A 26,151-nucleotide genomic window follows, 5' to 3' on the forward strand; every position below is an offset into this window, starting at 1 on the left:
ATGAGGATCATGCCTATGACGAAGTGCATGAGACGGTTTCTGCTAGCGCATCTTGCTCTTTGCCTTACGGCTTTCGCGGCGGCCGCTGCGACGCTCGATACGATCACTGAGCGCAGCAGCGTGCGCATCGGCTACATCGCCGACGAAGCGCCCTTTTCCTCCAGCAAGGCGGGCGCCAATCCGACGGGATACGCCATCGACCTCTGTGGCAAGATCGCCGATGAAATAGAACACCAGGTTCCGCAGCTGAAGCGCGAATACATCGAGACGACTCTCGCCAGCGGCTTCGACGCGGTGAAAAATGGAGAGGTCGATCTGCTTTGCGGCGCGATCACCGTCAATTTGAAGCGGCGCGAAATAGTCGACTTCTCGCAGCCCATCTTCCTGACCGGGGCGACTGCACTGCTCCGCAAGGATTCGCCCAACTATCTGCAAACGCTTTTTCTCGAGAAGCCTGCTGTTCGCGCCGTTAGCGAGCATGTCGCCTCGACGCGCGTCATCGGCGTGCGTGCCAATACGACGACGGGAGTGACACTGCGCGAGGCGCTGGCAACCCAGGTATCGAAGACCAAGCTTGCCGATTTCCAGACGCATGAGGACGGGCTCGCCGCACTCGAGGATCGCAAGATCGATGCCTATATCGCGGATCAGGCGCTGCTCGCCAGCCTGGCTTCGCGGGCGCGCGATCCGTCCTCGCTTGAGATCGGCGATCGCCTGTTTACGCACGAACCCTATGCGATAGGGCTGCGTCGCGACGACGCCGACTTCCGCTTGCTGGCCGATCGTGCCTTGACGGCTTTCTACCTGTCAGACGATTTTCTGCCGCTGCTGGAAAGCTATTTCGGAGCGGAGGCGGCACCGATGCTGCACACGCAAATCATCATGGAGCATGTGCCCGATTGATATCAAATGCGGAGCGAAGCGTACGGCCCGTCTATTTGGGAGGATGGGCGCTTGGGCGGACGGTGCGAAGAGCGACTTCGAAAGGGAAGACCATCTTGAGCCAGCAGCGTCCCTGCGACGCTGTCATGCGAACCACTTGATTGTGGTCTAAGGTAGCAATGGCTATATTGATTTTGCAGCCACAGGTTTGTCGTCGGAGGGGGCGGCCATGCGGATCGCGATCATGGGGTCGGGCGCCATCGGCGGCTATCTTGGTGCACGGCTCGCTGTCGCGGGCCATGATGTCACTTTTATTGCCCGGGGGCCCCACCTCGAGGCAATGCGAAGCAACGGACTGCAGCTTGAAAGTCCGCTCGGCAATCTCAGCCTGCCACATGTGAAGGCGACTGCGACGCCCGGCGAGGTCGGCCATGTCGACATCGTTTTCTTCGCCGTTAAGCTCTATGACAGCGACACGGCGGCTGCGGCAATCGTGCCGATGGTCGGGCCGGAAACGAGAGTGGTGACGTTGCAAAACGGCATCGACAGCGTCGAGACCCTGGGTCGGCTGGTGCCGCCGTCACAGGTTGTCGGCGGCGCTGCCTACATTTCGGGATACATAAAACAGCCCGGCCTGATCGTGCATCTCGGTGGTGCAGGGCAGTTCTATATCGGCGGGCATCGTGACCCGGTGATCAGTGCGTTGCTCGCGGCATCCATCCAGGCCGGAGACATTGGGCTGCAGACGGTCGAAGATATCGATCAGACGCTCTGGACCAAGTTCGTGACGCTCTGCGCGTTCTCGGGTGCGACCAGCTTAATTCGATCCGGAATTGGATCGATCCTGACAGATCCTGAGTCTCGCACATTGCTTGCCCAGTTGCGGGATGAGGGCATGGCGGTGGCGAAGGCAGCCGGTCACCCGATGCAGGACGAATATGAAGCGTACGCTGAATCGATCTGGCAGAACCTGCCGCCCGATACGTGCTCATCGATGGCCAATGATCTCTTGAACGGAAAACCACTGGAACTTGCCTGGCTTTCAGGGCGAATGCACGCGCTTGGGAACGGCCTTGGCATACCGACGCCATCACACACGGCGGTTTATCGCGCGCTGCATCTCTACGCGAAGGGTACACTCAACTCCACGGCTGACGGCTTTTCTGGGAGGGAAACGAATGGAGACCTTGCGAAATCAGGCTGAAGGCACTGCTTCGGCGGCCACCGACGATGCACAAGCCATGTTCAATAAACATCTGGCAACTTACCGGAAGATCGTCGGCGAAAACCTCATGTTTCACCGCGAGGTCTATGGCTTGCTGCGCACACTGTTGTCCCAGGAGATGCCCAAGCCGTTCAAATTTCTCGATATCGCTTGCGGGGATGCAGTTGCCTCGGCGGGTGCGTTGAAGGGGAGTGCCATCGGCCACTATTACGGGATCGACCTCTCTCCGCAGTCGTTGGATCTCGCGAGGGAATCGCTGAAGGACTTGCCGTGCCCTATCGACCTGCGGTGTGGCGATTTTGCCGAAGCAATGGCCGACTGGTCCGACACCGTGGACTTCGTATGGATTGGCATGTCGCTGCATCATCTCCAGCCGGACGGAAAGGTCCGATTGATGAAAGATGTGCGCGATACATTGAGCCGTGACGGCCTGTTTTTGATCTGGGAACCCACCCTTCTCGACGAGGAAAACCGGGAAGAACATTTTGATCGGTTCTCGGCCTATCGTAATGTGTGGGCTGCATTAACGGACGAAGAATTTGCGGCGATGGACGCGCATATGAGGCTCGCCGACTTCCCGGAAAAGGCCGACACATGGAAGGCGATGGGCCGTGAAGCCGGGTTCTCCGAAGCTGAACAAATATTCCTGATGCCCAATCGCTTCGGGAGAGTCTACCAATACAGGAACTAGTGTCAGCTCGCCGTGCTTGGTGGGTGGCCCTGCCGGAAGGAGTGGCCTTCAAGGCCGCGCATCCTCCGATGTCTTTCGGACCGCCATCTGATGTTCGCCTCGGGCCGATGTGGCCCACGCGACCAGTGTCTGCCAAATCCGCAAAATGCAGCTTGGCTTCTTTGCGTCGTGTTCCTATTTTGACGGCATGCGCTTTTTTGCAATCATCGCGATGGCACTTGCCTGGATGGCCTACGGCACCATGTCCGCCTGGGCTGGCTGTCCGACATGCCTGTCGATGCAGACCGTCGCAGCGACCTCCAGTGTCGAACACCATCATGTGGCCGGAATGGACATGGGCGAGAACGCGAAATCCGCGCCTGCGCAACAGGATCCGTGTTCAGCCAGCGGCATGGTGCACATGCCCTTCTGCTCAGCCTGTCTCGTCGTGCCGCCGCCGATGGTGTTCGCGGCAGCCGGAAAGCACGTATTTTCCTATCCTGCCCCTGGACCGGCCGATGCGATGCGGGATGCACGCCCTCAGCCCCTGGCGCCGCCTCCCCGGCTTGTCTGACCGGTTTTCATGAAACGCCGCGGCTTCGGCCGCGCATTGAACCCCAGTATCAGACAGAGGAAGGTAATCCCATGTCTCTGAAAACTCTCGCTCTTGCTGCAACGCTTGCCCTCTCTGCCACGCCCCTCTTCGCGGAGGATGCGCCGATGGACATGAGCAAGCCGATGGGCGATCACAGTGCATCGAGCCACGCGTTCGCGGAGGCGAACGCGAAGATGCACAAGGACATGATGCTCAAATATAGCGGCGATACCGACGTCGACTTCGTCCGGGGCATGATCCCGCACCATCAGGGCGCGATCGACATGGCGAAGATCGAATTGCAATACGGCAAGGATCCGGAAATCCGCAAGCTGGCGGAAGCCGTGATCAAGGCCCAGGAGGCCGAAATCGCCGACATGCAGGCCTGGCTGAAGGCGCACGGCAAGTAATAGCCAAGGACGCCGGAGCAGCAAGCCCCGGCGTCCGTTTCACGAAACTTCAATCAGGCCTTCGGCTGGAATGGCTCCGGCCGACGGCCGGCACCCTGTCGCGAAAGCATCCAACCCGGATATTCAGGCGCAAGCTCGCTGACCTCATCGAGTTTCTTCAAATCGTCCGCATCGAGTTTCAGGTTGACCGCCGCCAGGTTCTGGTCGAGCTGCTCGACCCGCTTGGCGCCGATGATGACGGTTGTCACGAACGGCTTCGCGAGAATGTAGGCAAGCGCGACAGTAGCGACGCTCGTGCCGTGCTTTTCGGCGATCTCGCGCATCACGGCAACGCAGGCCCAGGCGCGATTCTTGTCGACTGGCGGGAAGTCAAACGCAGCGCGGCGACCTTCGCCGTTGCCAGGCGCTCCCGGCCCATACTTGCCGGAGAGTAGGCCGCCCGCCAGTGGCGACCAGACCATCAGGCCGAGCTTCTCCTCCTGCATCATCGGCACGATGTCGCGTTCCAGATCGCGGCCGGCGATGGAATAATAGGCCTGCACCGTCTCGAACCGAGCGAAGCCGCGACGCTCGGAGATGCCAAGCGCCTTGGCAATGCGCCATGCCTGCCAGTTGGAAACGCCGACATAGCGCACCAAACCACGAGAAACGAGATCGTCGAAGGCGCGCAGCGTCTCGTCGATCGGCGTGACCGTGTCGGTGGCGTGGATCTGATAAAGGTCGATATGATCGGTCTGAAGACGCTTCAGGCTGGCCTCGACCGAATCCATGATGTGCCCGCGCGAAGCGCCACGATCATTCGGCTTGTCGCCCATGGTGCCATAGACCTTCGTGGCAATCACGACGTCCTTGCGGGGAACGCCGAGGTTTTTCAGTGCCTGGCCGAGCAGTTTTTCGGACTCACCGAAGGAGTAGACATCTGCCGTATCGATGAAGTTGACCCCTGATGCCAGCGACTTTTCGACGATTTGATCGGCAGCCTTCTGGTCGACGTCAGCGATGGAACCCCAGAGATTGTTTTCGCCGGCGGCACCGAATGTCATCGTGCCGAGGCAGATTTCCGAGACGAACAGTCCAGTATTTCCAAGTTGATTGTAACGCATGGTCGGAGATTTCCTTGTGACGGCCGCGAGCGCGACCTAAAGACGGTTGAATTGATTTTTGGTTATTGGCCTGGTCGAGACAGGAACAGCCAAAATGCGGCTGTGCGAGAGGCCCTATCGATGTAAGGCGAACCGACGGTATTTCAACGTGTCCGTTACCATCCGACCATTCGCATCCCCTTGTTTCGCGCCCGGCCTCCAATAAATTCTACTTGATGACTCGGAGATGACGGATGACGACCCGCGCGCTGACAACCATCGGCTTCGATGCCGACGACACGCTCTGGCAGAACGAGCAATATTATCGGCTGACCGAGGCGCATTTCACCGAACTGCTGGCTGATTTTGCAGACGGCCCGAGGGTGTCGGAGCGACTGCTCGAGGCCGAGAAGCGCAATCTCCGCCACTACGGCTTCGGCATCAAGGGATTTACCTTGTCGATGATCGAGACGGCGATCGAAGTCACTGAAGGCAAGGTCCCTGCCAGCGTCATTGCCAGCATTCTCGACACCGGCCGAGACCTGCTTTCCCACCCGGTCGAGACCCTGCCGCACGTTCAGGAGACGCTGGCGGCACTCTCGGAGAACTACCTGCTGGTGATGATCACCAAGGGCGACCTGTTCGATCAGGAGCGCAAGTTGGCGCAATCCGGGCTCGGCGATTTCTTTCACGCGGTCGAGATTGTTTCCGACAAGACTGCTGTAACCTACCGCCGGATCTTCTCCAAGGTCGGGGGTGGCCCGGAACGGGCGATGATGGTCGGCAATTCGCTGAAATCAGACATCGTCCCGGCGATCGCCGCCGGCAGCTACGGCGTCTTCGTGCCGCACGAGCTCACCTGGGTGGTCGAGCATGTCGAGGAGCCGAAAGATGCGCCGCGCTTCCGCAAGATCGAACATCTGGGGGAACTGCGCGGCCTGATCGAAGGCCTCGGCTAACCTGCTGTCACCTTGGAGGAAAGAGCGGCGACGGCGATTGCTTGTCGGCGGGAGCAGCCGGTGGCGGTGCTGCCGCCTGAGGCTCGACGAGAATGCTGTAGGGCGCGCCTAGCCCCCTGCGTGGCGAGACCTTGGAGTAGTAGGGCCGCAGCAGCCAGGTGGTGCTGTCCTTCACGGTGATATTATAGCTTTCGCCATCCTCGTCCGTCCCGAAGATCGCCTCCTCATCGGGTGTCGCGAGATTAAAGATCGAGAGGAAAGCAAATTTGCTCTTGGTCGAGAAGCTGATCTTCACATGCTGGCCAGCCTTGACGGGAAGCGTGTAGACGCGTCCGTTGCCGAATTTCGTCCAGCCCTTGAGTTCCATAGTGGCGGCCGGAAACTGCAGTTTCTCCAGTCGTTCGCCAGGCTGCAGCTCAGGTGACTGCGCGAACGCAGCGGACGCCAGCAGGCACAACGCGACGGTTGCCGCGAGCCCCTTCATGGGCGCACCAGCGCATCGCGCATCGCTTCCACCTCGGCGCGACAGTAGCAACCTTCGACGTGATCGTTGACGAGACCCATTGCCTGCATGAAGGCATAAACTGTGGTCGGACCGACAAACGTCCAGCCGCGCTTCTTCAGATTCTTGGAAATGACGACCGATGTCGGCGTTGTCGGGTTGGCCATGACAGTGGCGCGATCGACCACCTTCGGGCGATCGCTATGGCCGGGCTCGAAGCTCCAGAAATAGCGGGCGAGCGACCCGAACTCCTGCCGCAACTCGATCGCTCGGCCAGCATTGTTGATCGTCGAAACGATCTTGCCGCGATGACGCACAATGCCGGGATCGGCAAGGCAGCGCGCGATATCGGCGTCGTCGAAGAGCGCGACCTTCTCGAAGTCGAAGCCGGCAAAGGCAGCGCGGAAGTTCTCGCGCTTACGCAAGATGGTGAGCCAGGAGAGACCCGACTGAAACCCTTCCAGGCAGATCTTTTCGAAGAGGCGGATATCATCGGTGACGGGTCGTCCCCACTCCTCGTCGTGATACTTGAGGTAGTCCGGGAGGTTGGCGTGCCAGTGACAGCGGCTCTTGCCGTCTTCACCGATGATGATGCCCGTATCGCTCATGTCTCGCTTCGCTCTCCTGCTGCGAATCCGGCTTTACCATTTGCAAACTCTGTTTCCAAACCGAACGATAACCCTGACGAAAAGTTTATCTCCCGCTTCGGATTCGAATGAGTTCAGATTTACCATTCACTGGCGGGAACGGTGGCAGCGTGAAGCAAGGCGGCCGCTGCCGTCCGCACATTTTCGGCCATTTGTAGAGAGTCCGTCCGATGATGAAATCCCTTTTGCTCGCCGCAGCGATGCTCGGCGTCTTTTCCACGGCTGCGCTCGGCGACGACCGCTACACGACGCGCCCGCCGGTCGTGTTGAGCCCAGATCTCGCAGCCCCGTGGACCATGCAGCTCGGCGGCGGCAAGGTTCGCCCCGTCGTTTACCGGCAACCGGCCTTCGCGCCGCGTGGTCTATTCACGTCCGGCGTCTTCGGTGGCACTCCTGCTACCAGGGCACAGCCGGTATCCGCCACTAATCCCGGCGTTCCCGTCATCCGTCGTCAGCTTGAGCCACAGTATCTGCCGCAGATTGTCAGCTACGACACCAAGGAGCGGCCCGGCACGATCGTTATCGATACCAACAACCGCTTCCTCTATCTGGTGATGGACGGCGGCAAGGCTCGGCGTTATGGCGTCGGCGTCGGCAAGCCGGGCTTCGAATGGGCTGGCGTGCACAAGATCACCCGCAAGTCCGAGTGGCCGGATTGGACGCCGCCGTCGGAAATGATCGGTCGCGAAGCCGCCAAGGGCCATTATCTCCCGGCGCGCATGGACGGTGGGCCTGCGAATCCACTTGGCGCACGCGCCATGTACCTCGGCTCTACCCTTTATCGCATCCACGGCACCAACGCCCCCTGGACGATCGGCAATGCCGTTTCTTCCGGCTGCATCCGACTGCGCAACGAAGACGTGGTTGACCTTTACGAGCGCGTAAAGGTTGGAACTCGCGTCATCGTCATGTAAAGGCTCATCAATACCGGCGCGGAGCCAAGCATAGTTGCAATTAAACATCGCAGCCGCTTCATTCCGCCCCCGACATCTTGAACTGGATCGAAGTTCGGTTAGCTTCGGTCCGGTTTTGCTTTGAGGGAATCAAATATGCTGAAATTCGCGACGGCTCTCGCAGCCGCCGGCCTTCTGGTCTCTTCCGTATCCACATCTGTGTCGGCACAGCCGATCGCGCCCGCTCATGACGCTGCGCCTGTCGTTCGGGTCGCCGTGCAGCCGAAATCGGTCAAGCCGCAGTTCAAGCGCCAACGCGTCCACCTCGTCACCAACGAGGCACCCGGCACGATCATCATCGATACCAACAACAAGTTCCTTTATCTCGTCGAGACCAAGGACCGCGCGACGCGCTACGGCATCGGCGTCGGTCGCGAAGGCTTCGGCTGGTCGGGCGTCGTCAAGATCGGCCGCAAGGCAGAGTGGCCGGGCTGGACGCCACCGCCTGAAATGCGGGTTCGCGAAGCTGCGAAAGGCCACATCCTCCCGGCCTTCCAGGAAGGTGGCGAAGACAATCCGCTCGGCGCCCGCGCGATGTATCTCTACAAGGGTGGCAATGACACGTCCTTCCGCATCCACGGCACCAACCAGCCGTGGTCGATCGGCCTCAACATGTCGTCCGGCTGCATTCGCATGATGAACAAGGATGTGATGGATCTCTACGATCGCGCTCCTGTCGGCACGAAGGTCATCGTTGTCGGCCCAGGCAACAAGCAGGGCGAAATCAGCTTCGACGATCGCGGCATCGACATCCTGCGGACGCTATTCGGCGGCTAATGCAAATATTTGGCGGCCGGCGACGGCCGCCTACTTCGATCCGCAACTGACCTTGCCGGTCACGCTAAGCGGCTTCGCGCCGCCCTCAAGAGCAAGCTCATAGGCGCCCGAGAATGTCGTCATCGATTTGCCGCGCTGGCCGGCGGTCACGATCAGGCTGGCGCCCTGCCCCTTAGGGTCGTCTCCATCCTCATAGAATACTTCCAGCCGCAATTCGCCATCGTGTGACCAGTGGTGCGTCAGGTTCTCCGACGTCACGGCAATCTTCTGTAGCGCCTGGGGTGCATCGCCGCTCTTCACCACAAGAGCGCCGCGAAAATGATTGAGCTTGTGGCCGCCTTCCGCCTCGAAGCCGCTTTCCACCGTGAAGCGCACATTCTTGTCATCCGCCGAGCAGAAGAAACGAGTGGCTGCGTGGGCGGCATTGGTCGCACCGCAGAGAAGCGTGAACGCGAGGATGGTGCGGTACATAGCGGGCTCCTGAGATTGCCGGACGATCCAGCGCCGCTAAGCTAAGGGCAAATCCTTTAATTTTTCCGGTACATCTCCGCCGTAGGCCCAGTCCAGCAGTTGGACCGTGTGAACGATCGGAATTGCTGTCCCGGTCGTGATCTGCATCATGCAGCCGATGTTGCCGGTTGCGATCACATGCGGCTTCGTCGCCTCGATATTCCTGACCTTGCGGGTCTTGAGCGCTTCGGAAATATCGGACTGCATGATGTTGTAGGTACCGGCAGATCCGCAACAGAGGTGGCCTTCCGCGGGATCGCGGACGTTGAAGCCGGCCGCCTTCAGCAGCTGCTTCGGCGCCATCGTGATCCTCTGGCCGTGCTGCATCGAGCAGGCGGAGTGATAGGCGACGATGACGCCTTTCGGCATCTGGGCCGGCAGGTCAAGCGACGCAAGGTACTCGGTGACATCCTTCGCCAGCGACGAGATGCGCGCCGCCTTTTCGGCGTAGGCGGGATCGAGCCGCAGCATGTGACCGTAATCCTTGATCGTCGTGCCGCAGCCGGAAGCGGTGATGATGATCGCGTCGAGCCCACCCTTTTCGAGTTCACCCGTCCACACATCGACGTTGGCGCGTGCGCTTGCTAACGCCTGCTCTTCGCGTCCCATGTGATGGACGAGCGAGCCGCAGCAACTTTCCCCCTCGGGTACGACCACCTCAACACCCAGTCGCGTCAGCAGCTTGATGGTCGCCTCGTTGATGCCTGGATCGAGGGCTGGCTGCGCGCAGCCGGTTAGGATCGCGACGCGTCCGCGCTTTTCACCGGCCGCCGCGTGGCTTGCCGGTGCTGCATAGATCGAGGCGGGAGGGATATGTCGCGGCGCCAGCGCCAGCATTGCGGCAAATGGCTTCAATGCGGGCGAGTGCTGAAGGAACCCGGCAAACGGTCGGCCCACCGACGACAGCTTGATCGCAAGGCGAAACCGATCAGGATATGGCAGGACAGCGGCAAGGATGGCGCGCACGAGCCGGTTCATGAAAGGACGCTTGTAGGTCTTCTCGATGTGTGCCCGTGCATGGTCGACGAGGTGCATGTAGTCGACCCCGGAGGGACAGGTCGTCACGCAGGCGAGACACGAGAGACAGCGGTCGATATGGGTGACCACCTCGGCATCCGCCGGGCGCCCGTTTTCCAGCATGTCCTTGATCAGGTAGATGCGCCCGCGCGGGCTGTCGAGTTCGTTGCCGAGCGTCACATAGGTCGGACAGGTCGCGGTGCAGAAGCCGCAATGCACGCATTTGCGCAGGATCTGCTCGGATTCGGCGACATGAGGGTCGGCAAGCTGGGCGGGCGTAAAATTGGTCTGCATTGCCTTCAGGCTCCTGCCATCTTCCCGGGATTGAAGATGCCGGCGGGATCGAATTTCAGTTTCAGTCGCTGCGAGAGCAAGGCCACCGCCTCCTGCTGCGGCTGAAAGGCGGCCGTCAATGCCCGCATTGGTTCGGGCGCCCGCATCAGCGTGGCGTGGCCACCGCCCAGCGCCTTGATGAAACGGCGCAGGAGATCCGCATCGGCATCCGCCTCCATCCGCATCCAGATCAGCCCGCCCTGCCAGTCGTAGAATGCGTCGACGCCGGCTTCGAGGCGGAGGGCCGCGACCAGCTGATGGCCGATGGTTGGCGCGACAGAAACCCGCCAAACGGGCCGCATCGTGCCGTCAGCATAAGGGGCGGCATCCCGGATGTCTTTCCAAAGGCGTACGCTCTCGTTTTGCTCCAACCGCGTGACCGATCCGAACGCTTGCATGGCCGCAACGAGCTTGGCTGCGCGGGCTTCAACGGAGCCAGGCAGGCCTTCAATGCGCAGACAGGTCGCCTCGCCTCCCGAAAGCGTACTGTCGAGAAATTTCCAGGATACGGTCATCGGCAGATGCGCGGCGCCGGAGACTTCGACTGGCGAGGCCATCGCCGCCGCCATGGCGTTGGCGGCTTCGGCATCGTTGAGGCCGGAAACGACAATCGTCGCTTCAGTTCGCGGTCGCGGCGGCACGCGGAAGGTCACTTCCGTCAGCAACCCCAGCGTTCCATGCGAGCCGGCCATCAGCTTGACGAGATCCAGTCCGGTCACGTTCTTCATCACGCGGCCGCCCGCCTTGATCAGTTCGCCCTTGCCATTGATGAAGCTCACGCCAAGCAGGCTGTCGCGTGCGGCCCCGGCCACAAAACGGCGCGGCCCCGAAACGTTGGCGGCAAAAACGCCGCCGATGGTCGGCTCGCCCGATGTACCCATGACCGGCCGATGATCCATCGGTTCGAAGGCCATCATCTGGCCGTTCTCAGCGAGTGCGGCTTCGATCTCGGACATTGGCGTTCCAGATCGTGCAGTCAAAACCATCTCGCCGGGATTATAAGCCGTGATGCCGCTCAGGTTGGACGAACGCAACCGACTTTCCGCCGCGACTGCATTTCCGAAACCGGAACGGGTGTTGCCGCCGCAGATCGCCAGCGGCTTGCCTGCCTGTGCATGGCTGCGGACGATTGCCGCAGCCTCGTCATCCGTCATAGGCAATAGATCGATCATGCGGCCGGACGTCCCTCGAGCGGGAAGACCTTGGACGGGTTCAGGAGCCAGGCCGGATCGAAAGCGGCGCGTGCCGCCATCTGCTGCGCCAGGTCCGCCTCGGAATATTGATGGCGCATCAGGTCTCGCTTTTCGATGCCGACGCCATGTTCGCCCGTCAGGCAGCCGCCGGCATCGACACACAGCTTCAGGATTTCCATGCCCGCGGCTTCCGCACGTGCGGCGTCGTCCGGATCGTTGGCATTGAAGAGGATCAGGGGGTGCATGTTGCCATCACCGGCATGGAACACGTTGGCGACGCGAAGCCCATGGCGATCGATGATTTCAGAGGTTTTCTTCAGCACGTAGGAAAGCTGGCTGAGCGGCACGGTGCCGTCCATGCAGATATAATCGGCGATGCGCCCGGTGGCGCCGAAGGCCGACTTCCGGCCCTTCCAGATCAGCGCCGCCTCGGTTGCCGACTGGCATTCGCGGACGGTCTTCACGCCATGCCTGTGGGCGATTTCGACGATGCTCTTCAGCATGTCGTCCATTTCCGCTTCCGATCCCTCGACCTCCACGATCAACAGCGCGCCGACATCCAGGGGGTAGCCGGCCTTGGCAAAGGCTTCACAGATTTCGATCGCCGGCTTGTCCATGAATTCGATGGCAACCGGAATGATGCCTGACGCAATGATGTCAGCGACGCAGGACCCTGCCTCTTCTGAGGTATCGAAGCCGAACAGGACCGGCCGCGCGCCCTCGGGCTTGGCAATCAGGCGGACCGTCGCTTCGGTGACGATCCCCAGCTGGCCCTCGTGTCCGCAGACGAGGCCGAGCAGATCGTAGCCTGCCGCATCTAACGCCTTGCCACCGAGATCGATGACAGTGCCGTCAGTCATCACCATCTTGACGCCGAGCAGGTTATTGGTCGTAACCCCGTATTTCAGACAGTGCGCGCCGCCCGAATTCATGCCGATATTGCCGCCGATCGTGCAGGCCAGCTGCGAGCTGGGATCGGGCGCATAGAAGAAACCATCCACCGAGACGGATTCCGAGATATTCAGATTGGTCACGCCGGCTTCGACAACCGCCACGCGATTGGGAAGATCGATATCGAGGATGCGGTTCATCTTTGAGACGCAGACGACGACCGCATCCTCCTGCGGGATCGCGCCGCCCGACAGCGAGGTTCCCGCACCACGCGGCACCACCGGGACACCGTAGCGGTGACAGTATTTCATCACGGCGGCCACCTCCGCGGTTGTCCGCGGCAAGGCAACAGCAAGCGGCATGCGGCGGTAGGAAACGAAGGCATCGGTCTCGAACGGCATCAGTTCGCGCGCCTCATGAACCAAGCATTCCGGCGGCAGCAGGTCGATGAGATCGGCAACAATCTGCCGGCGGCGAGCAAGCACGTCGGCACGCGGGGCGAGAAACGAAATGGTGTCGGACATGGCTCCCTCCCTTCGCCGGCGGCAGCGAAAACCCGGCGCATCCTCCGCGCTGCCGGCTCGAACGGGCTTAACACTTTCCCGATTATGGCGCAAATGCTAAGCACTTATTCCAAAAGGACAAACAATCTAAGCGTATGACCAATCTGGGTGACCTTGAAATTTTCGCAAAAGTCGTTTCGACCGGGAGCATGTCGCTGGCCGGCAGGGCGCTCGGTTTCTCACCGGCCGTAGTCTCCAAACGCATCAAACGGCTGGAAGATCGGCTGGGCACGCGGCTTTTGCAGCGCACGACGCGGCAAATCTCGCTGACGGAAGCTGGCCAGGGCTTTTACGATCGCGTCCTCGGCATTCTCGCCGGGATCGAGGAGGCCGAATACTATATCTCCGGGCGCTCGGCGCAGATGCAGGGGACGCTGAAGGTGACGGCGCCGACCTCCTTCGGGCGCACGCATGTCGCCCCACACCTGAAGTCCTTCATGGACATGCATCCCGGGGTTGCGATCAATCTCGTGCTCAGCGACGAGTTCACCGACATCGTCGGTGAAGGCTTTGACCTTGCTATCCGGATTGCGGAACTGACGGATTCGAGCCTCGTCGCGCGGCGACTCGCGCCGGTCAGGCGCCTGCTTTGCGCCTCCCCCGATTATCTTTCCGCCAACGGCACGCCGGAAACGATCGAAGACCTGAAGCAGCACCGCTGTCTGCCTGCTCACAACAACGATGCCTGGCGACTGGAAGGGCCTGAGGGCCCGCTTTCACTCCGGCCGGAAGGGATGCTTGTGACGAACTCCAGCGAGGTCGTGCGTGAGGCCGTGATATCTGGGCTCGGCATTGCGCTGCGCTCCACTTGGGACATCAGCCGCGAGTTGAAGGATGGTCGGCTGGTGCACATTCTCCCTGCCTATGAGGGGTCGCGCAGCGTGACGCTGTCGGCAATCTACCCAAGCCGCCAGTTCCTGCCGGCCAAGGTGCGGCTGTTCATCGACTATCTCGCCGAGGTCTACGGCCCGGTCCCCTATTGGGAACGCTAGAGCTTTCACTGGTCAACTCGCCAGCCTCTCGATGACGAGATCGAGGAGCGCCCGCAGGCGGGCCTGCCGTTTCATGTCCCGGTGATAACCGATCCAGGTGTCGCGCCCAGGCGGGGCTTCGCCGAGATCGACCGGCTCGATGTCAGCGATCGCATCGCCGAGGGGGCGCGGCAGGACGGCGAGCCCCGCGCCATTCCTGCACAGCGTCGCCTGCACATCGCGGTTGTTGCTGCGCATGGCGATCTCGGCCTTTGGCAGGACGCGCGCCAGCCACATGACATCGGGCATGCCGCCGAAGGCTTCGTCCATCGTGACCAGGCGCGCGCCTGCGCCATCCCCTGCCTTCGGATGCTCTGCGCCCCGGCGCGTATAGAGCTGGTACTCGATATGCAGCAGCTTGCGCGATATTACATCAGGCTCGGTGAAGGGCGCGATCCGAACGACGACGTCCGCCTCGCGGCGGGAGAGGCTGAGCAGGCGGCTATCGGTCAGCAATTCGACGACGATCTTCGGATGGCGCAGCGAGAATTCCGCAAGCACCGGCGCAAGCACATGTGCACCGAACCACTCCGACGACGACAGGCGTAGGAAGCCGCTCAACTGCCGGCTTTGTCCGGCGAGTTCACGTTCGAGAGCCAGCGCTTCCTCTTCCATCCGTTCGGCGTGCGTGAAGACGGCCGTGCCCTCGTCCGTCAGCACAAAGCCGTCGGCTGTCCGCTGAAACAGCGTCTGGCCGAGCGAAACTTCCAGAGCGCGAAGGCGACGCCCCATCGTCGGCTGCGTCAGGCCGAGGCTGCGGGCGGCAGCGCCGAGAGTTCCATGGCGGGCGATCGCCAGGAACAGCTTGAGATCGCTCCATTCCACTATCCGGCTCCCAAACAAAAATGCATGGACATCGTGCATTCTCTTTCATTTCCATTCGCACATCAACGGCGCATTCTCCGGGCAATTCAAACGAACGGAGAGTTGCATGTCTCAGTCCACAACGATGAAGGCGCTCCTGATCGACGCGCCGAACGCCGATTTCCGCTTGGTCGAGATCGCCGAACCGACGCCACGCGAGGGTGAGATTTTGGTTCGGATCAAGGCGAGCGGCGTCAATCCTTTGGACACCAAGATCCGTGCCGGCAATGCCGCCCATGCGCGGCATCCGTTTCCCGCCGTTCTTGGCATTGATCTGGCCGGAGTCGTCGAGCAGGTAGGTCCCGGCGTCACCGAGTTCCGCCGTGGCGACGAGGTTTACGGCATGACCGGTGGCGTCGGCGGCATCCAAGGCTCGCTGGCTGAATTCGCGGCGGTTGACGCCAGGCTGCTCGCGCCGAAGCCCCACAATCTCTCGATGCGGGAGGCAGCAGCGCTGCCGCTGATCGCCATTACCGCCTGGGAGGGCCTGGTCGATCGCACCAATGTCCGCGATGGTCAGCAGGTTCTTGTCCTCGGCGCCGGCGGCGGCGTCGGGCACATTGCCGTACAGATCGCAAAAGCCGTAGGTGCCGATGTATTTGCCGTCGACGGTGCCGCCAAGGCTGACTACCTCGGAAGCCTCGGAGCAACGCCGATCGACTACCGGGTGGAGACCGTGACGGACTATGTCGTCAATCACGCGGGGGGCAAAGGCTTCGACATCGTCTACGATACGGTCGGCGGCGCCAGCCTTGACACTGCCTTCCAGGCGATCGGCCGCTTCGGTCACGTCGTCAGCGCGCTCGGATGGGGAACACACGCGCTTGCCCCGCTGTCGTTCAAAGCGGCAACCTATTCGGGAGTGTTTACGCTGCTGCCGCTTCTGACCGGCGAAGGTCGAAGCCACCACGGCAAGATCCTGCGTGAGGTCGGCAAACTCGTCGAGGCCGGAAAGCTGATGCCAAGGCTGGACGCGCGTCGCTTCGGACTTTCCGATGTCGCGGAAGCCCATGCTCTAATCGAAAGCCGTCAGGCAAACGGCAAGCTGGTGGTTGAGATCGCCTAAAGTTTGAAGGGCGCGCGCCGCGCCCTCTCCTTAACGCGCCAGATCGAGATAGGCGCTTGCCACCATCGCGTCGATATCCCTCGGCACCGGGACGATGCAGCTCTCGGCGCCGACTTCGCGCCTGGCGACACGCTCAAGGCAGCGCGCCTGCAGCGTAAAACCAAGATCCATCGATTCGACGGAATTGCCGAGCGGCCGGGGGCCGGCAAGGTTTGCCATATGCCCGCCGCCAAGAATATGGAAAGAGCGGCCATCCCTCAGGTGCAAGGTCTCGATATGGTCCGCCTCGTAGCGATCGATCCGGACGACTTCGGGGTGCTGTCGAAACGCCGCAACATCGATCTCATGCGGAAAATGTCCACCATTCATCAGGATCGCGCCATCCTTGATCAGCGGGAGGTCGGCGGCGGTGACGATCGCGGGAAAGCCGGTAACGGTGACAAGCACGTCGGCTGAGGCAATCGCCTCGTTGCGCAGCGGCGTGGAGAAGCCGTCGAGGTGCGCCTCTAGCGCAGTCACTGGATCGATATCAACGACGCTGACGGTTGAAAACGCATTGCGGAAGCAGGCTGCAGTGCCTTTGCCGCAGGCGCCATAGCCGAAAACCGTCACACGCTTGCCGTTGGTCGAGCGATTGGTGAAGCGCATGTAGCTTTCGAACAGGCTCTGGCCGACGGCATGCTTGTTTTCGGCGAACTGCTTGATCGGGCTGTCGTTGATGACCAGGATCGGCATATTCAATTTTTCCCGCATCGGCAGCAGACGTGTGCGGCCGGACGTCGTCTCCTCCGTCCCCCCGAGAAGGCCAGCGTAAGGAGCCTCGGCCGCGATCGCAAAAAGGTCGCCGCCGTTGTCGAGCAGCAGATCCGGCCTTTCCGCAACAACCGCCTCGAGGCTCTTGTGATGCGCGACCGGGTCCGTCGTCTGGGTCGCAAACACGGTGATCTCTTGCGAACGAAGAAACTCGACGGTCGAAGGCTGCGTGCTGTTCAGGTTTCCGGTGCAGACGAGCCGTGCGCCACCGGCCTTGAGTGTCATCAGCAGCGCTACGGTCTTCGGCTCCAGATGGATGCCGGTGCCGATGGTCAGACCGGCGAACGGTTGGGTTTTCTCGAATTCCGCCGCCGTTGCCTTGAGCAATCGGCAGCTGTTGCCGATCCATTCGATGCGGGTTGCGTCTCTCTGCATATTCCGTGTCCTTCTGCTGCTAATGCAGTGTTAGACCCGGCCACGCTTTTCGGCCATGGAGATAATTCTTCGCAATAGGGCAGAAAATCTGCCTATTGGGTTGCCGCGCCCAACCGGACCAACCAATCTCGAAGTGCGGAGAATGCAGGCTTCTTCGTGTCAGCGTCGCGACACGACAGGCTATAGCCGGCCGATCGGCGAACGAAGCCGTAGGGTGCCGCAAGCACTTTGCGCTGCAAATCATCCTCGATGGCTGCGCGTGGCGCGAGAACGACACCGATTCCTGATCGGGCCGCCCCGATTGCCAGAAGCAGATCTTCAAACTCCTGCTTGCGCCGAAACGTCACTGCCAGTGTACCGCTCTCGGCAAACCACTCCTGCCAAAGGGTTGGCGCAGTGCGGCTGAAAAGAGCCGTGACCTCCGCCATCAGCCGAGGATCTCTCGCGATCCGGTCTGCAAGATCGGGCGTCGCGATGGGCCCAAATTCGTCCTCCATAAACTTGACCGCCGTCACTCCTACCGCCGGCCGGTATTCGGCGCCCATAATGACCGCATCGAGTTCAGGATGCAGCGCCAACGGCTCGACGACCGTCATCGGCACGATATCGACCTCGACGACGCCAAGCGCATCCTGCATGTTTGCAAGCCGTGGCATCAGCCACCATATGGCAAAGGCGGAAGGTACGCCCAAGCGGATGCGGCGATGCCCCGCACCGACAAAATCTGCAGCGGCGCGTTCCAGCGTCGCAAGTGCGGCATTGGAGGCCTCCGCGAACTGTACAGCTTTCGTGGTTGCAGCCAATTTTCTCCCGTCGCGTTCGAATAGTTTCTCGCCGAAGTAGTTTTCCAGAATTGAGATCTGCTGGCGCACCGCGCCCCGGACCACCCCAAGCTCGGCGGCAGCGCCGAGAATGCTTCCGTGACGGCAAACGGCTTCGAAGGCACGGACTGCTTTTAGAGGAGGAAGACGCATGGTTACCATAGTATTGACATAACAGTGTATGACATGACCCCGTCGTTGATCCGAATGCAAGACGGGTGCACATTGAACACCTGTGCAATGGCGGAATCAGGATAGTATTTGGCGGATTTTCCGAACCGTAGCGAAGCGGAAGCTGCCTTATTGATAAGTATCAAATCCCGCTGGAAAACTTGAAAGACGTATGGATCGCGCAAGCTTTCCATTGGATACTAATATAGCTGATCGAAGGAACTAAAATAAAAGGTGACCCGACCGTTGACTCTCCTCGCCCGTCTCGCTTCTGACGTACAGCTGATGTTCAGACGCCCACCGCGTCAACAATATGCTGCGCTTTGCTATCGGGTGAAGAAGAAGACAGGCGAGATCGAGGTGCTGCTGCTAACGAGCCGCGACACTGGCCGCTGGGTCATCCCCAAAGGCTGGCCGATGGACGGACGTACCGCCTACGAGGTCGCGGCCCGCGAGGCCTATGAGGAAGCCGGCGTGCGCGGGACGGTCGAGAGTGAAATCCTCGGTACCTATTCCTATCCCAAGGTCTTGAAGAACGGCCTCAGCGTAACCTGCAGGGTTCAGGTCTACGCCCTCGAAGTCGCTAGCATCGCCAAGAATTTCAAAGAGAAAGGCGAGCGCAAGACCGAGTGGGTTTCCTGCGACGAAGCCGCGACGTGCGTCCACGAACCGGAGCTTCGGGAGATCTTTCTGCTTTTCAAGCGCCGCATGCAGGACCAATTCGCGGCAAGTGTGCCAAAACAAATTCCGGCGGAGTGAATACTGCCATCTTGCACTGCTAAACTTGGCAACGTTAAAGCAGGAATGAACGCCAAGGAATAGCATGCCCGAACGACCAGCCGTCCTCACGAAACGAACGCTCGACAAGGATCTCGACAAGCTTACGCATGTCGAGGACGCCACGAAGTTCGTGTTGCGAAAGCTGGTGGCACCAGGCATCGCGCTGGTCTTTCTCGGGCTCGCGATGCTTTTTGCCGGCGTCTATGTCTTTGACCGGCCCGGCGCCGTCCTCGTAATCGCCGCCGCGGCGCTCGCCGCTTACATGGCCATGAACATCGGCGCGAACGACGTCACCAACAACGTCGGCGCAGCGGTGGGCGCGCGTGCGATGACGATGGCGCAAGCGCTCGTCATCGCCGCCATCTTCGAGATTCTTGGAGCGACAATTGCCGGCGGCGAGGTCGTCAAGACCATCTCTTCAAGCATCGTCGATACTGTGCAGGTGCCTCCGGGGACGCTTGGCTGGATCATGATGGCGGCACTAATGGCCGCCGCCTTGTGGATCAACCTTGCGACCTGGATGAATGCACCGGTCTCGACCACGCATGCGATCGTCGGCGCGGTGATTGGAGCCGGCGTCGGCGCGGTCGGTCCGGCGCCAGTGAACTGGCGGGTGATGATCGAGATCACCTCGGCCTGGGTGACGTCCCCTCTGCTCGGAGGGGTGATAGCAGCCGGCCTGCTCTTTATGGTGAAAACCCTTATTATCTACCGCGATGACAAGATCGCGGCGGCGCGGAGTTGGGTGCCGGTGCTGATTGCCATGATGATCGGTGGCTTCACGTCGTACATGGCCCTGCAGCTCGAAGCGACCAATGAGTTCACCCCGCTCACCATCATCCTTTTCGGGTTCGGCGCCGGGATCGTCGGGTGGCTCGCAGCACGATCGTTCGTCCGCAGACAGTCGGTTGGGCTTGAAAACCGCAACAGCTCGCTGCGCGTCCTTTTCCAAATCCCCTTGATTGGCTCGGCCGCCTTGCTCTCCTTTGCGCATGGTGCCAACGATGTGTCGAACGCCGTCGGCCCGCTATCAGCAATCGTGCGCGCGGTCGGTGCGTCCCCTGAGGGTACGCATGGGAAGCCGCCGATCTGGGTGCTTCTGATTGGCGCTCTCGGCATCTCCATCGGTCTGTTGCTCTTCGGGCCGCGCCTGATCCGTCTGGTCGGTGAGCAGATCACCAAGCTCAACCCCATGCGGGCCTATTGCGTGGCGCTGTCGACGGCCTTCACCGTTATCGTCGCCTCATGGCTCGGTATGCCCGTCAGCACGACGCATATCGCGGTCGGCTCCGTGTTCGGCGTCGGCTTCTTCCGCGAGTGGTACACCCGGCATTCGAAGCGCCGCATCGCATACATGCGCCGGAAGGCCGAAAGCTTCGCGACCGACGAGCCCGAAGATCCGAACACACATGAGGTTCGCCGTCGCTATCTCGTTCGCCGTTCGCATTTCATGACGATCATCGCTGCCTGGATCATCACCGTTCCGGCCTCCGCAGCGCTTGCAGCCATGATCTATTGGGTTATGTTCGCGCTCTTTGTTTGAGCAGGACCTTTCGATGCGCGCCAATTTCCGGATGCAACGGTTGTTCGTAGATGCCCCTCTTGCTGCCGGAGCGACGGTGGAGGCAACGGCAGATCAATTCAACTATCTCGCCAACGTGCTGCGGATGGCCGAAGGCGCCGAGTTGCTCGTTTTCAACGGTCGCGACGGCGAGTGGAAGGCGCGCCTGACCTTTCCGTCGCGGAAGCGGATTGTAATGATCCCCGAGGAGCAGACGCGACCACAACCGGTCCCTTCCGACCTGCACTATCTCTTCGCGCCGCTGAAAGTCGGCCGGTTGGATTATCTGGTGCAGAAGGCGGTCGAGATGGGTGCCGGCGTGTTGCGGCCCGTGCTGACCCAGCATGTGCAAGGTAAGATCACCAATCTCGACAAGCTGCGGGCAAACGTCATCGAGGCTGCGGAGCAATGCGGCATTCTTGCTATCCCTGAAGTTGCCGAGCCGGTGAGGTTGTTCGACCTCTTGGATACTTGGCCGAGCGATCGCCGCATCGTCTATTGCGACGAAGGCGATGCAGGGCAGAACCCACTTCCACTCCTGTCCAAAGTCAGCGAGCGAAAGCTGGCGCTCCTCGTCGGCCCGGAGGGCGGCTTTTCCGAGGAGGAACGCGCGCGACTGCGCAGCCTCGATTTCGTCACCGCGATCCCGCTCGGGCCGCGGATCCTCAGGGCGGATACGGCGGCGGTGGCTGCCATGGCGGTCATTCAGGCGTCGATTGGCGACTGGAATTAACCTTAGGATCGGTCGCGGCCGAAATATGCTGCTATTTTTTTGATGGACCGTTGAAACAATTTCACTTGCAACATACGTGGGAGCGGTCCTAATCACCCTTCCAATTGCCCGGGTTTTCCCAGGCGCTCTCCCATTGCAGGTAGACTTGAATGGCTCGCGATACCACCGACCAGACGCCACTCTCTTCGGTTCAGGAGCTGACCGATTATCTTGCTGCGGGAAGCAAGCCTGAAGAAAAATTCCGCATCGGCACCGAGCATGAGAAGTTCGCCTTCTTTCGTGCCGACAACAGCCCCGTGCCGTACTTCGGCGAGGCCAGCATTTCGGCGCTATTGAAAGGACTGCAGCAAAAGTCAGGCTGGGATCCGATCATGGATGGCGAGAACATCATCGGCCTTGGCGAACCGAAGGGAATGGGCGCCATCTCGATCGAGCCAGGCGGCCAGTTCGAACTTTCCGGCGCACCGCTGGAAACGATCCACGAGACCTGCAAGGAATCGAATACTCACCTGGCCACGCTGCGCGAGATCGCAGAACCGATGGGCATCCGCTTCCTCGGTATCGGCGGCAGCCCCAAGTGGACGCTGGCCGAGACGCCGGTCATGCCGAAATCCCGCTACGAGATCATGACCCGCTACATGCCGAAGGTCGGATCCAAGGGTCTCGACATGATGTATCGCACCTGCACGATCCAGGTGAACCTCGACTTCTCTTCGGAAGCCGACATGCGCAAGAAGATGCGCGTTTCGATGAAGCTGCAGTCTCTGGCAACCGCCCTCTTTGCCTCATCGCCCTTTACCGAAGGCAAGCTCAACGGCTTGCTCTCTTGGCGTGGCGACATCTGGCGCGACACCGACAACAATCGCTCCGGTCTGTTGGACTTCACGTTCCGCGACGATTTCGGCTTCCATGACTATGTCGAATGGGCCCTCGATGTTCCGATGTATTTCATCGTGCGCGACGGGCACTATCACGACTGTACCCACGTCACCTTTCGGCAGTTCATGAACGGTGCACTGAAGGGCGAAGTCGCCGCATGGGAGCCGACCATGGGGGACTGGACGAACCATCTTTCGACGCTTTTCCCCGACGTGCGCCTGAAGCGCTTCCTCGAGATGCGCGGTGCGGATGGCGGGCCTTGGCGGCGCATCTGTGGGTTGCCGGCCTTCTGGGTCGGCCTTCTCTACGATGACGCGGCGCTCGAAGACGCCGATATGCTGACCAAGGACTGGACATTCGACGAGGTCAACGCCTTGCGTGACGCCGTCCCCTCTCAGGGCCTAAAGGCAAAGTTCCGCGGGCATGAGCTCTATGAAACCGCGCGCGAAGTGATCGCCGTTTCGAAGGCGGGTCTAACGGCGCGCAACAAGCTCAACAAGGAAGGCCAGGACGAAACCATCTTCCTTGCACCGCTCGACGAAGTCATGGCCAAGAAGGCGACGTTGGCCGAGGACCTGTTGGCGCTCTATCACGGCCGCTGGAACGGTTCGGTTGAGCCGGTCTTCGAAGAATATCAATACTAAGCCCTTCTACAAAAAGGGGTTTGCGCATTCCTTTTTCCGGCTATAGTGACGCAATTACGCGTTGCGAAACCGGGAAGGGGATTACCATGCTGCCACTCTTCGACATGATGATGCAGGCCCAGAACGGCGCGGCGATGGATGCGGTCTCCAAGCAGTTCAATCTGGCTCAGGAGCAGACCGCCAAGGCGATTGCGGCGCTCATGCCGGCATTTTCCGCCGGCCTGAAGCGAAGCACCAGCAACCCTTACGACTTCATGGGATTGATGCAGGCGGTCGCCTCCGGGAACTACACCAAATATTTTGAGGACATGAGCAAGGCCTTTACGCCGCAAGGGATCTCGGACGGCAACAACATCCTCGCGCAGCTGTTCGGTTCCAAGGAAGTCTCGCGGGCCGTCGCGGCGCAGGCGGCCCAGATGACCGGCATCGGACAGGAGATCTACAAGCAGATGCTGCCCGTCATGGCCGATACGCTGATGGGGGGCCTCTTCAAGCAGTCGATGGGACAGATGACGGCGCCAGTCAATCCGTTCGTCAACACGGCGATGGGTGAGAGCATTCAGAAATGGCTTGAAAGCACCGGCTTTGCGCCGAAGCAGGCGGCGGCACCCGAGCCCAGCATCTTCGACAACCCTTTCACGCAGGCGATGCAGCTGATGTTCGGCATGCAAAAGCCAGAGGCCCAAAAGGCCGTCACCAACCCGTTTTTCGACAATCCTTTTGCAAAGGCGTTTCAGGAAATGATGGGCTCGCTCGGAAAGCCGGTCGAACCGAAACCAGCCGAAGCGCCGAAGGAGCAGGCAAAGGCTGAAACCGAAAACTACATGGACATGCTGAACAACATGTTCGATAGCGGACTCGAGGTCCAGAAGAACTACCAGAAAAGCATGGAAGCGATCTTCGAGACCTATATGCCCAAGGCGCCCCCCACTCCCCCCAAGGCATAAAAAAACCCGGAGACGGCTGGGAGGCCGGCACCGGGCAAGAGGCAGGGCTATTGGCTATCACCCTGCGGGGAAAAACTGGGCCGGCCTTAATCCTTTCGGGACCGGAAGAGCGACTTACGTCCGCGAACGCTCGCGGAGCGGGTCAGGTGTTCCGACGGATCTTCAAAGAAGGTGGACGCCAGGAACGCGGAAGTGAGATCGGTCCTTGAAAGGCCGATATCCTTCAATTGATTGTCATCGAGCTCGTGCAGCCGGTTGATCTCCATACGATTGCGGAACACGCGCAGTACGGATGACAGCGTTGCAAAGCCATGTGCGACGCGCTGAGCAAACGTCAGCGAGGTCGGGCTGCAGTCGAGTTCGAGTATCCGGTCTGTCGTGCGCATGGGACGATCCTTTCATAGGCGCGCAACAACCCACCCCTCCCGCGAGGTCGAGCGGGAGGGCATCGGTTGAAATCGGTTCGGACAGGCAGGATGTCTGTCCTTCACTTTGCTTGATTTGCATCCCGAAGATGCCAAACACCTATTGATCAGTCCAACGAATGTTTCTAATGATTACCATCAGAGAACTTTATGGGTGAGATCATGTCAGCGCCTCTTGATATCGATCAGTTGCAGACTTTCATCGCAATCGTGGATTCCGGCAGCTTCACCAAGGCTGCCGACAGGGTCTACAAGACGCAATCGGCCGTTTCCATGCAGATGCGACGGCTTGAAGAGCGCATCGGCAAGCAGCTCTTCATCAAGGACGGTCGCGGCAACCGCCTGACCGCCGAGGGCGAAAAGCTCTTGAACTATGCTCGACGCATGATCCGCCTCAACAACGAGGCGATCGCCGCCTTCGACGACAACCGTCTCGAGGGTACGCTGCGCATCGGCACGCCCGATGACTATGCCGACCGCTACATGCCGGAGATCATTGGCCGCTTCGCCAAGACGCATCCGAACGTCGAACTCTATATCGTCTGCGAGCCTTCGGTGGACCTCGCCGAGCGCATGCATCGCGGCGAACTCGATATCGCGCTGGTGACGCATAATCCGCGCGAGCGCATGTCGGACGTCGTGCGAACCGAACCCCTCTGCTGGGTCGGCTCGGCGAACCATCCTATCCGTGACGATGCGCCGGTGCCGCTTGCCGTCGGGCGTCGCGACTGCCAGTGGCGTCAGCTTGCCTGCTCAGCACTCGATGCCGTCGGCCGCGAACATCAAATTCTGTTCACCAGCTGGTCGTGCACGGTCGTTGCAGCCGCGGTCCTCGCTGGCATGGCCGTTTCCGTCATGCCGGAATCGGCGCTGCGCACGGGGATGAAGGTGCTGAGCCAGGCGGATGGCTTCCCTGCCCTCCCCCCGGTCCAGATCGGCATCATGAAACGGCCGGGCGTCTCCCTGTCGCTCATGAACGCGATCACCGCCCATATCACCGCTTGCCTTGACAACATCACGCCCGCTGTCGTCGACGACAATCTGGAGCCTGATGTGAAGAACGCCTATGGGCGGGTCCAGCCCCGCCTCAAGGTCGCCAGCGTCGTTCCGAGCTGGTAGCCGTCACGCAGCAACCGGCGAGAGGAAGGCCGTGCGGATCACGCGCTTCCACTCGTCGAGAATGCGCCTGGCGAGCGTGTCCTCGCTGACGACCGCAAGGCGGATCGAGGCGCCGAGCAAATGGCTGAAGAGGTAGGTTCTGGCCTGCATGTCGGCCGCACACAGTTCGGGGGCGACGCGGCGGACGGCATCTTGAAAAATGTCGGCAATCCGCTTGCTGTGCTCGATGTTGAGGCGCAACAGATCGTGGTCAGTCTCGGTGCCCATCCAGATACCGAGATAGGCGGCGTCGTTACGATAGTCTTCGTAGTGCCAGTCGATCGTCGCCGCGAGCACCTCAAGCGCATGATCGACAGAGTGCACTGACGAAAAAGCCTCGGCGATACGGGCCTGAATTGCCGAAGCATGGCGGTCGAAGAGCGCTTTGACGATCGCGGCCTTCTCTGGAAAATACTGATAGACGGAGCCGATCGGCACCTTGGCGGCGACGGCCAGTTCCGTCATTCGCATGGCGCTTACGCCCTTTTCGGCAATAATTGCTGCTGCGGCCGACAAGATCAGGTCGAGCCTTTGAATACTGCGTTCCTGCTTTGGCTTCCGGCGGAGGCCAATACGATCCAAACTTCCGACCTTCATGTCGTTCCCATTTGTTCTATGTGGAGCGACGGAGGACATTCATGCCGGCGCCTTTTTGCCGATATGACATGCAGGTC

General features: G+C 60.6%; 28 protein-coding genes. 16 read left to right on the forward strand and 12 right to left on the reverse strand.

Annotated features, from left to right (window positions below):
* Positions 1-15: 15 nt before the first annotated feature.
* The 5 genes from FHT76_RS11895 (at position 16) to FHT76_RS11915 (ending at position 3,782) form a co-directional block, all read left to right on the forward strand.
* A complete protein-coding gene (locus tag FHT76_RS11895; RefSeq protein ID WP_183860750.1) occupies positions 16-903 on the forward strand; it encodes an amino acid ABC transporter substrate-binding protein in 888 nt (295 codons plus the stop codon).
* 208 nt (positions 904-1,111) lie between these two features.
* Positions 1,112-2,086 (forward strand): ketopantoate reductase family protein, encoded by a 975-nt coding sequence (locus FHT76_RS11900; protein WP_183860055.1) that lies wholly within the window; start codon positions 1,112-1,114, stop codon positions 2,084-2,086.
* Positions 2,061-2,798: a class I SAM-dependent methyltransferase gene (locus FHT76_RS11905; protein ID WP_183860057.1), complete on the forward strand. Its 738-nt coding sequence runs from the start codon at positions 2,061-2,063 to the stop codon at positions 2,796-2,798. The genes FHT76_RS11900 and FHT76_RS11905 overlap by 26 nt, the downstream gene beginning before the upstream one ends.
* A 187-nt stretch (positions 2,799-2,985) precedes the next feature.
* Entirely contained in the window at positions 2,986-3,351 is a 366-nt protein-coding gene (locus FHT76_RS11910) for a hypothetical protein (RefSeq protein WP_183860059.1), read from the forward strand.
* Positions 3,352-3,422: 71 nt separating this feature from the next.
* Positions 3,423-3,782, forward strand: coding sequence for a DUF305 domain-containing protein (locus FHT76_RS11915; RefSeq protein ID WP_183752460.1), 360 nt, complete (start codon positions 3,423-3,425; stop codon positions 3,780-3,782).
* A gap of 53 nt (positions 3,783-3,835) precedes the next feature.
* Here the strand turns inward: FHT76_RS11915 and FHT76_RS11920 are convergent, their stop codons facing one another.
* Positions 3,836-4,885 (reverse strand): aldo/keto reductase, encoded by a 1,050-nt coding sequence (locus FHT76_RS11920; protein ID WP_183860061.1) that lies wholly within the window; start codon positions 4,883-4,885, stop codon positions 3,836-3,838.
* 233 nt (positions 4,886-5,118) lie between these two features.
* Between FHT76_RS11920 and FHT76_RS11925 the strand changes: the two genes are divergently transcribed.
* On the forward strand, positions 5,119-5,823 hold the full coding sequence (locus FHT76_RS11925; protein WP_016552882.1) for an HAD family hydrolase: 705 nt from the start codon (positions 5,119-5,121) through the stop codon (positions 5,821-5,823).
* 7 nt (positions 5,824-5,830) lie between these two features.
* On the opposite strand, the gene FHT76_RS11930 is transcribed toward FHT76_RS11925, so the two are convergent.
* Together FHT76_RS11930 and FHT76_RS11935 are read right to left on the reverse strand one after the other, a co-directional pair.
* Complete coding sequence (locus tag FHT76_RS11930; protein WP_183860063.1) at positions 5,831-6,307, reverse strand: hypothetical protein; 477 nt, start codon at positions 6,305-6,307, stop codon at positions 5,831-5,833.
* Positions 6,304-6,933 carry a DNA-3-methyladenine glycosylase I gene (locus FHT76_RS11935; RefSeq protein ID WP_183752466.1) on the reverse strand — a complete coding sequence of 210 codons (630 nt, stop codon included), beginning with the start codon at positions 6,931-6,933 and terminating at the stop codon, positions 6,304-6,306. The genes FHT76_RS11930 and FHT76_RS11935 overlap by 4 nt, the downstream gene beginning before the upstream one ends.
* A 209-nt stretch (positions 6,934-7,142) precedes the next feature.
* Here FHT76_RS11935 and FHT76_RS11940 point away from each other — a divergent pair, with 209 nt between their 5' ends.
* Positions 7,143-7,886, forward strand: coding sequence for a L,D-transpeptidase (locus FHT76_RS11940; RefSeq protein ID WP_183752468.1), 744 nt, complete (start codon positions 7,143-7,145; stop codon positions 7,884-7,886).
* A 135-nt stretch (positions 7,887-8,021) separates the two neighbouring features.
* Entirely contained in the window at positions 8,022-8,702 is a 681-nt protein-coding gene (locus FHT76_RS11945; protein ID WP_183860065.1) for a L,D-transpeptidase, read from the forward strand.
* Between the two features lie 30 nt (positions 8,703-8,732).
* Here the strand turns inward: FHT76_RS11945 and FHT76_RS11950 are convergent, their stop codons facing one another.
* The 4 genes from FHT76_RS11950 to FHT76_RS11965 are packed head-to-tail and all read right to left on the reverse strand — an operon-like array spanning position 8,733 to position 13,170.
* Positions 8,733-9,173 (reverse strand): hypothetical protein, encoded by a 441-nt coding sequence (locus FHT76_RS11950; protein WP_259126589.1) that lies wholly within the window; start codon positions 9,171-9,173, stop codon positions 8,733-8,735.
* A gap of 36 nt (positions 9,174-9,209) precedes the next feature.
* Positions 9,210-10,523: a glycolate oxidase subunit GlcF gene (gene glcF / locus FHT76_RS11955; RefSeq protein ID WP_183860067.1), complete on the reverse strand. Its 1,314-nt coding sequence runs from the start codon at positions 10,521-10,523 to the stop codon at positions 9,210-9,212.
* Between the two features lie 5 nt (positions 10,524-10,528).
* Positions 10,529-11,734: a glycolate oxidase subunit GlcE gene (glcE, locus tag FHT76_RS11960; protein WP_183860069.1), complete on the reverse strand. Its 1,206-nt coding sequence runs from the start codon at positions 11,732-11,734 to the stop codon at positions 10,529-10,531.
* On the reverse strand, positions 11,731-13,170 hold the full coding sequence (locus FHT76_RS11965; protein WP_183860071.1) for an FAD-linked oxidase C-terminal domain-containing protein: 1,440 nt from the start codon (positions 13,168-13,170) through the stop codon (positions 11,731-11,733). Before FHT76_RS11965 ends, glcE begins: the two co-directional genes overlap by 4 nt.
* Positions 13,171-13,304: 134 nt before the next feature.
* Between FHT76_RS11965 and FHT76_RS11970 the strand changes: the two genes are divergently transcribed.
* Positions 13,305-14,201: a LysR family transcriptional regulator gene (locus tag FHT76_RS11970; RefSeq protein ID WP_259126586.1), complete on the forward strand. Its 897-nt coding sequence runs from the start codon at positions 13,305-13,307 to the stop codon at positions 14,199-14,201.
* A 12-nt stretch (positions 14,202-14,213) separates the two neighbouring features.
* Here FHT76_RS11970 and FHT76_RS11975 read toward each other — a convergent pair whose 3' ends face one another.
* Positions 14,214-15,065 (reverse strand): LysR family transcriptional regulator, encoded by an 852-nt coding sequence (locus FHT76_RS11975; protein WP_183860073.1) that lies wholly within the window; start codon positions 15,063-15,065, stop codon positions 14,214-14,216.
* Positions 15,066-15,171: 106 nt separating this feature from the next.
* Here FHT76_RS11975 and FHT76_RS11980 point away from each other — a divergent pair, with 106 nt between their 5' ends.
* Positions 15,172-16,170, forward strand: coding sequence for a zinc-dependent alcohol dehydrogenase family protein (locus FHT76_RS11980; RefSeq protein ID WP_183860075.1), 999 nt, complete (start codon positions 15,172-15,174; stop codon positions 16,168-16,170).
* A gap of 30 nt (positions 16,171-16,200) precedes the next feature.
* Here the strand turns inward: FHT76_RS11980 and FHT76_RS11985 are convergent, their stop codons facing one another.
* On the reverse strand, positions 16,201-17,358 hold the full coding sequence (locus FHT76_RS11985; RefSeq protein ID WP_183860077.1) for an adenosylhomocysteinase: 1,158 nt from the start codon (positions 17,356-17,358) through the stop codon (positions 16,201-16,203).
* 92 nt (positions 17,359-17,450) lie between these two features.
* Complete coding sequence (locus FHT76_RS11990) at positions 17,451-18,341, reverse strand: LysR substrate-binding domain-containing protein (protein WP_183860079.1); 891 nt, start codon at positions 18,339-18,341, stop codon at positions 17,451-17,453.
* Positions 18,342-18,596: 255 nt separating this feature from the next.
* Here FHT76_RS11990 and FHT76_RS11995 point away from each other — a divergent pair, with 255 nt between their 5' ends.
* From FHT76_RS11995 to FHT76_RS12015, 5 genes are all read left to right on the forward strand, one after another.
* Positions 18,597-19,109 (forward strand): NUDIX hydrolase, encoded by a 513-nt coding sequence (locus FHT76_RS11995; RefSeq protein WP_183860082.1) that lies wholly within the window; start codon positions 18,597-18,599, stop codon positions 19,107-19,109.
* Positions 19,110-19,173: 64 nt separating this feature from the next.
* Complete coding sequence (locus FHT76_RS12000; RefSeq protein WP_259126583.1) at positions 19,174-20,673, forward strand: inorganic phosphate transporter; 1,500 nt, start codon at positions 19,174-19,176, stop codon at positions 20,671-20,673.
* A gap of 13 nt (positions 20,674-20,686) precedes the next feature.
* Positions 20,687-21,424, forward strand: a complete 738-nt coding sequence (locus tag FHT76_RS12005; protein WP_183860086.1) for a 16S rRNA (uracil(1498)-N(3))-methyltransferase — start codon at positions 20,687-20,689, stop codon at positions 21,422-21,424.
* Between the two features lie 149 nt (positions 21,425-21,573).
* Positions 21,574-22,947, forward strand: a complete 1,374-nt coding sequence (locus tag FHT76_RS12010; RefSeq protein WP_183860088.1) for a glutamate--cysteine ligase — start codon at positions 21,574-21,576, stop codon at positions 22,945-22,947.
* Between the two features lie 86 nt (positions 22,948-23,033).
* Positions 23,034-23,894 carry a DUF937 domain-containing protein gene (locus FHT76_RS12015; protein WP_183860090.1) on the forward strand — a complete coding sequence of 287 codons (861 nt, stop codon included), beginning with the start codon at positions 23,034-23,036 and terminating at the stop codon, positions 23,892-23,894.
* A gap of 86 nt (positions 23,895-23,980) precedes the next feature.
* On the opposite strand, the gene FHT76_RS12020 is transcribed toward FHT76_RS12015, so the two are convergent.
* Complete coding sequence (locus tag FHT76_RS12020; protein WP_114711580.1) at positions 23,981-24,280, reverse strand: DUF1127 domain-containing protein; 300 nt, start codon at positions 24,278-24,280, stop codon at positions 23,981-23,983.
* Between the two features lie 201 nt (positions 24,281-24,481).
* On the opposite strand from FHT76_RS12020, the gene FHT76_RS12025 reads away from it, so the two are divergent.
* On the forward strand, positions 24,482-25,438 hold the full coding sequence (locus FHT76_RS12025; RefSeq protein WP_210296590.1) for a LysR substrate-binding domain-containing protein: 957 nt from the start codon (positions 24,482-24,484) through the stop codon (positions 25,436-25,438).
* 3 nt (positions 25,439-25,441) lie between these two features.
* Here the strand turns inward: FHT76_RS12025 and FHT76_RS12030 are convergent, their stop codons facing one another.
* The gene (locus FHT76_RS12030; protein WP_246712551.1) at positions 25,442-26,074 is read right to left on the reverse strand and encodes a TetR/AcrR family transcriptional regulator; all 633 of its coding nucleotides are present in this window, start codon (positions 26,072-26,074) and stop codon (positions 25,442-25,444) included.
* Positions 26,075-26,151 lie beyond the last annotated feature (77 nt).

The organism is Rhizobium sp. BK176, from assembly GCF_024808055.1.